Here is a 5728-nt window from a genome sequence, read left to right on the forward strand (position 1 = left end):
TTTATGGCTCTATTGCAAAGTTAAAAAAATATACGTAAATACCCACAGCTAAAGGAGTGGGTTTTCGGCGTTCTTCGATCGCTTACGCTTTCTCGAAAGCGGCGTTATAAGTCGATATATTAGGGATAGAGTTTAAGCAATCCATCATTAAATGCTGTAATTTTTTGTATGTCGAAACGACGCAGTTTTTCTAGTGATGAACACAGGATATAACATGCAATGATCTCAAATTTCTTCTCATCCATTTATAGGGCTCCTTGTCCAAAAAAGATTGCCCCACAAAATGTCATTTTGTAGGGCAATCTTTTTATCTTTTTATGTCACTACTTATTCTTATTTGTTTGATTTTCAATAACACTTAAATCATTTACAGGATTCACTGTGAAACCTATTAAAAGATTTTTTCCCATTTGTGAGTTAACATCTATTGCATAAAAATGAATAGAATCTAATCGCTTAATTGACTTATTCTGTTTATTACCTGTTGTTTTTGCCATATTAGTTTGCGAATGAGCATTTGTTCGTACAAATTCTACATAATCTGGATTTAGTTTTTGAATTTCATAATTATAAGTAACATAACCTTCAAATACTGTAGGAATTGCTTGTCCCTTTGTTATTTTTAATGTTTCTTCGCTTGCCAGGGTGACCTCACGTTCAATAGTACGATTATAGTCAACGTTTATCTTAGCATTAAAATTAAATTTTGCACCGAAATTTAATAAATCACTTATTGTCTTTGTAATACCACCAGATGCATCAAAATTAACTCCAAAATTTGCAGATGAAATTATACTTGTAGTTGTTTTATCCTTAGCACTTATTGTTGCAGAACTATTTGGATATAATGTGTTATAATGTGTTTTATATTGATATACAAAACTTGGAGCACTGTTTATTTTATACATATATTTTTCAGATCTATTCCCATCAATAATATCTATTACTTTATAACCATTACCAATACCTTGTTCTAACAATCCATTTAATTTATCTTGATGTACATAACCTCGAGATTGAGAAGTTTGAGCACTTGCTTCAGACGGCTTAACTGTACCAAGCGCCCCCGCCAAACCAGCTGCCATAGCACCCACAATCATTCCCTTTTTTAATTGTTCTTTACTAATTTCTTCATAATACTCTTGATTAAGAGTATTAATTTTGTCATTTTGATTTGTTTTATCTTTCATTTTTAAATGCCCCCCATAGATTAATTAGAGTGTATACAACATAACAAATATTAATATTTGGTTTTGTTTACCAAAAAGAGTGCCACCTCTATATTTTTCCCTAGAGGTGGCACTTTATTTATGGATAATTACCCCTTATTTAATTTTTATGTAAGGAGGACCCTTTTTAAATTTCTTTTTTATGTATGCACACGCCTTTTATCTTCAAACAAGACGCCAGACCAATCATTCAAGTTCCCCTAAATCTCTACCTTTACGAACTATTCAGCAGAACTAATCCACGCTAATTTAGTATTTCTATAGATAATAAATTAGATCAATATACATTGTTTAAAAATAGATTTCCCACTAAAATATTAGTATACTTTTTGCACCTGAAACCAAAAATAGAAAAGTATAACAACAAAATTGATACAAGGTAATAATCTAATGTTATGGATATTCGAGCTAATTGTCAGCATAATAGAAATGCTTTTTCATTGGAAAGATAATAAAAAAAGAACAGACTATTGAAATAGTCTGCCCATAGGTAAAAGATGAAATGAAAGCCACTCAAATTCATAGTATAATGAATTTCTAAATAATAAAAAGTATCAACATAAAATAAGAACGGTTCTATTGGTATAGTCCGTCCTTTGAAAAGGGGATAATGACAGTTATTCTTTCTTATTATATATAAAAATAATGAAAATTAAATCTATTACATATTGAGAAAGTGCTCATCTTACAAAGGAAGGTTATTTTTATGAATAAAGGTGATGCAATTTTAAGGTTGCTATCAGAAATCAAGTTGGAGCTTAAAGATGTAAAAGAACAAATAGAGAAAATGCAAACAAAGTTAGATAGATTAGAACAACAAAATCAGGTGAATAACAAAATAGAGCGAAAGAAGAAAAAAACAATACCTGATAAAAAAGATAAGCGAGATTGGAAATACCCAGCTAAGCTGAAATGAAAATTGTACAGGCCTAAGATCATACAGAAAACGTGAGGTGAAAGTTACATGAATAAAAAAGAATTTGAGGATACCTTACAAAATTTTTCTTTCTTCTTATCTAGTCGTGGAAGGAAGTCATCCACAATTAAACGATATATCTATGATATTGAGGACTTTGGAAGATGGCTGCAAGCATCAAATCGTTTTCAAGAAGAGAGCATATGGAAAACGCTAAATAAAGAGGATTTTGAATCCTATTTTCAGGAACTCATATACAAACGAAAGTATGGAGAGAAAACTATTCATCGAATTGCAGTGGTGTTAAAGAAATTGTATCAGTTTTTGGATATTCCCAGTCCTATTGTGGAAATGCAAAGAATCACTCCACCGAATCGTGCCCTACGCAAGGAAGACTTTATTACGAAAGAGGAAGAAAAAAAGTTAAAATACATTCTTTCTTCACCTGAAGGATTGTCAGAGGAACAACTTTCCGTTCGACCACTTCTCATAGATCGAAATGTGTCTATTGTATCGCTTCTTTCGGATTATGGGCTCGCCCTACAAGAACTCGTAGCGTTACAGATGCAACATGTGCATTTTGGAAAGAACACGATTACAGTTGTACATAGCAAAGGGCAGGAACGAATCATCATTTTACAAGAAGAGGATAAGATACGTTTATTTACGTACTATAAAACGATACCGGAACCCGTTCGTCCTAGATATCATAGTACTGATCCTTTATTTGTTGCATTTGATTTTAAACGAGGTACATTTCGCTGGGTGTATGACAATGATGCTCCAAAAGCATTAACAGCAATTGCTGTACAAAAGATGATTCGATTAGAAGTAGCCAGAGCGCAACTGAGAAAAGGAATTTCCGCACAGCACTTACGGAATACCTATATTCTACGTTGTCTAGAAAGAAATATGTCTACAGAGGAAGTCATAAAAAGAGCAGGATTCCTTTCTCATCTATCATTAAAGCGGTATGCAGAATATGCAAATCAACACTCACATGGAAAATAATTTAAAAAGAATCATTTTAAAGGAAAACAATTCAAAAACGACAGTAGTAGCCGCTGGCTACTACTGTCGTTTTTCTTTAAGCTATCGCAATGTGTGTCACAAGAAAGGCAATCCCACTCACGAATTGTTAGATTTTTAACATCTTTTTTGTATCCACAGTTGAAACATAACTGACTTTAATATCCATTCACCACTGTCATAGAACTTACGCTTCTGTTGTTGGATTTGTATTCTGTCATCATCCATTCCTCTTTAATTTTGTCCTTTACAAATGCCATTTTTAAGATTAATGACCAAAGACAAAATCTGACATAGATTCCTATTGGAATCAGCTCTCAAGCAATTATACCAAACACCCGATGGATACATACATTCTGTATTTTTGAATCCCAACCTAGTCAATATATGTAATTTGTTATATTCTCCACAGTTTAGCTCCACTCGAAAAACTTTGCAACAGAACCTTGGCTTCCCCTTAATTATAGAGCAGCCAGTTAACCGACAGAGTAAACTGGCTGTATTTTTTTATTACTTCTCTCAAGCACCGCAAGTTTACAATTTCTCACAAAAATTTCGCTTTGTTAATCAATTTAATTGGTATAATAAACCAAAAATAACACATATTAAAAATAGAAAAGAACACTTGTACAATTTTGATATCAATGGCGAAACACTTCCAAATAAAATAGCTTGAGTCATACAAGCGTTCTTCTCCACTCATTCATTTTATTCCTTTTTGAAGGATCAAGGGTGCATGGTATCGATTTATAATCAAAAGTACCTCCGACACTTGTATTTGCACTCTTCACTCCTTCACCCATGTTGAATTCAAGAAAGTAGGTGTTCACTTTGAAAAAAACAGGCATGATTCGAAGAGTAGGTGAATTAGGAAGAGTCGTACTACCTAAAGAAATGCGAAAAACGTTAGGGATATTACCATATTCAAGTATAGAAATGTTCGTGCGAGATGGAAATGTACATATACGAAAACAAGAAAAAACTTGTTTTGTGACAGGAAATATATCTGAAAATCACATGGAATTTTATGATGGTCGTTTGATTTTAAGTCACGAAGGGGCTAAAGATTTGATGAAAACACTGCAAAATTGGATACAAAAATAAGGAGTTTGTTGCAAAGTTTTTCCTTTCCAAAACCATATCTCCTTTCACACATAATACGGTTTGGAATTTTTTCTGCCACCAGTAGGAATGGCAGAAAAAGAAAAACATAAATCAAAGCTGGCGCCATTTCACATTAGATAGCTGCAGTAAATTTCTAATAAAAAGATATAATTTAATGCTAAAGAAGCATGTAATGTTTATTTTAGTTTTGCAACACCCTTAATCAGAGAATCCATTAGGAAACTAGGATTCTTTTTCATTTATATATATTTTTGCACCATACCCCATAAAAAAGAACGAACTATTTATATAAATAGTTCGTTCCCTTATGTTCCTAAAATACGACGTACTTCCAACATATCCATACTCGTAAACTTTGCAATATCTTCAATATCCATTCCGTTTTTGTGCATCCCACGGATGAGCTGGATTTTCCCTTCATGAATGCCTACTTCTTTTCCTTTTTCCATCCCCTCTTGAAGTCCTTCTTCTTTCCCTACTTCACGGGCATGTGCTAATTTCGCTTGTTCATCAAATAAGACTTTTTCCCGTGCTTCATATGCTAATCGGAAGGAACTACTCTGACTCATATTCTCCCATTTGTGGATCGCTTTTTGTAACATTGGATCTTGTTTCATGGCGATATCCTCCAATGTGTGGGTCAAATGTTCATCTTCATGCTGGTAACAAGAGTAACCAACGAGCAAATTCATTTTCCCACGGATTAATTTTTTCTTCTCTCCATTACTGAAGCAATTTTGGAATCTCGATAAAATGAATTTCCAGATCATCGAGCAAGACTTGTTTCTGCTGTTTACTCCAAAACTGTCCAATTGTATGCATCTCTTCATAATCAGGAAAGAGTTGAAAATCTAATAGGTTAATGGCAATCGTTTTTCGAAGCGAACGATACGACATTCCTTTTTCAAGCTGAGACGTGTAGAGTTTACTCCAATAGTAAAGGGCACGTTTTACAATCTCTTGTGTATTTCTTAGTTGGATTTCGATGTTGACTTTTGTTCCGTCATGCAGTGTTGCCAGTATATCTAGTATGGATAATTTATCTTCCTCATATTCTTTATGCAAATGCGGATCTTCAATTTTTAGCGATGCAATTGGTGTAGATAAAGACTCCTGCAAGATTGCATTTAAAAAAGAAATTAATAACTCTTCTTGTCCTTGTACACCAAATAATTGCTTAAATGCAAAATCGACTCGTAAATTCACTAAAGGTTGATTCATGGTTAGAGTCACCTTTCTATTTCGTATTCTATATGTCTATTGTAGCGAAGGATAAAGAGAAGAAGCCACCCCTGATGACTTGTTGGGTGGTTTTTATTTTGGTTAATCAGTAGAGTACGTGAAATTATATAATACTTTTGCATACTACTAAATAGACTTCTTACATAGCTTTTTCTACCGTTCTCATCTTGCAAATTCTCTCAATTCT

The 5728-nt window shown here is 33.3% G+C and carries 4 protein-coding genes and 1 pseudogene; 3 read left to right on the top strand and 2 right to left on the bottom strand.

Going from position 1 to position 5728, the window contains the following annotated elements; genetic code table 11:
* Positions 1-323 precede the first annotated feature (323 nt).
* Entirely contained in the window at positions 324-1190 is an 867-nt protein-coding gene (locus CDB3_RS30500; protein WP_128857067.1) for a hypothetical protein, read from the bottom strand.
* 745 nt (positions 1191-1935) lie between these two features.
* Between CDB3_RS30500 and CDB3_RS30505 the strand changes: the two genes are divergently transcribed.
* The 3 genes from CDB3_RS30505 to CDB3_RS30515 all read left to right on the top strand — a co-directional run bounded on the left by CDB3_RS30505 (position 1936) and on the right by CDB3_RS30515 (position 4278).
* The gene (locus CDB3_RS30505) at positions 1936-2145 is read left to right on the top strand and encodes a hypothetical protein (protein WP_128857068.1); all 210 of its coding nucleotides are present in this window, start codon (positions 1936-1938) and stop codon (positions 2143-2145) included.
* A gap of 48 nt (positions 2146-2193) precedes the next feature.
* The gene (locus tag CDB3_RS30510) at positions 2194-3156 is read left to right on the top strand and encodes a tyrosine-type recombinase/integrase (protein WP_128857069.1); all 963 of its coding nucleotides are present in this window, start codon (positions 2194-2196) and stop codon (positions 3154-3156) included.
* An 849-nt stretch (positions 3157-4005) separates the two neighbouring features.
* Positions 4006-4278, top strand: coding sequence for an AbrB/MazE/SpoVT family DNA-binding domain-containing protein (locus tag CDB3_RS30515; RefSeq protein WP_179139788.1), 273 nt, complete (start codon positions 4006-4008; stop codon positions 4276-4278).
* Between the two features lie 326 nt (positions 4279-4604).
* On the opposite strand, the pseudogene CDB3_RS30520 reads toward CDB3_RS30515, so the two are convergent.
* Positions 4605-5520: pseudogene (locus tag CDB3_RS30520) on the bottom strand (Rpn family recombination-promoting nuclease/putative transposase).
* Positions 5521-5728: the final 208 nt, after the last annotated feature.

It is taken from the genome of Bacillus sp. CDB3, from assembly GCF_002081505.1.
GTDB lineage: Bacteria > Bacillota > Bacilli > Bacillales > Bacillaceae_G > Bacillus_A > Bacillus_A cereus_AT.

What these genes read in the sequence shown, in the direction of transcription:
- CDB3_RS30500 (WP_128857067.1), bottom strand. Translation starts at nt 1,190, where the DNA reads ATGAAAGATAAAACAAATCAAAATGACAAAATTAATACTCTTAATCAA.
- CDB3_RS30505 (WP_128857068.1), top strand. Translation starts at nt 1,936, where the DNA reads ATGAATAAAGGTGATGCAATTTTAAGGTTGCTATCAGAAATCAAGTTG.
- CDB3_RS30510 (WP_128857069.1), top strand. Translation starts at nt 2,194, where the DNA reads ATGAATAAAAAAGAATTTGAGGATACCTTACAAAATTTTTCTTTCTTC.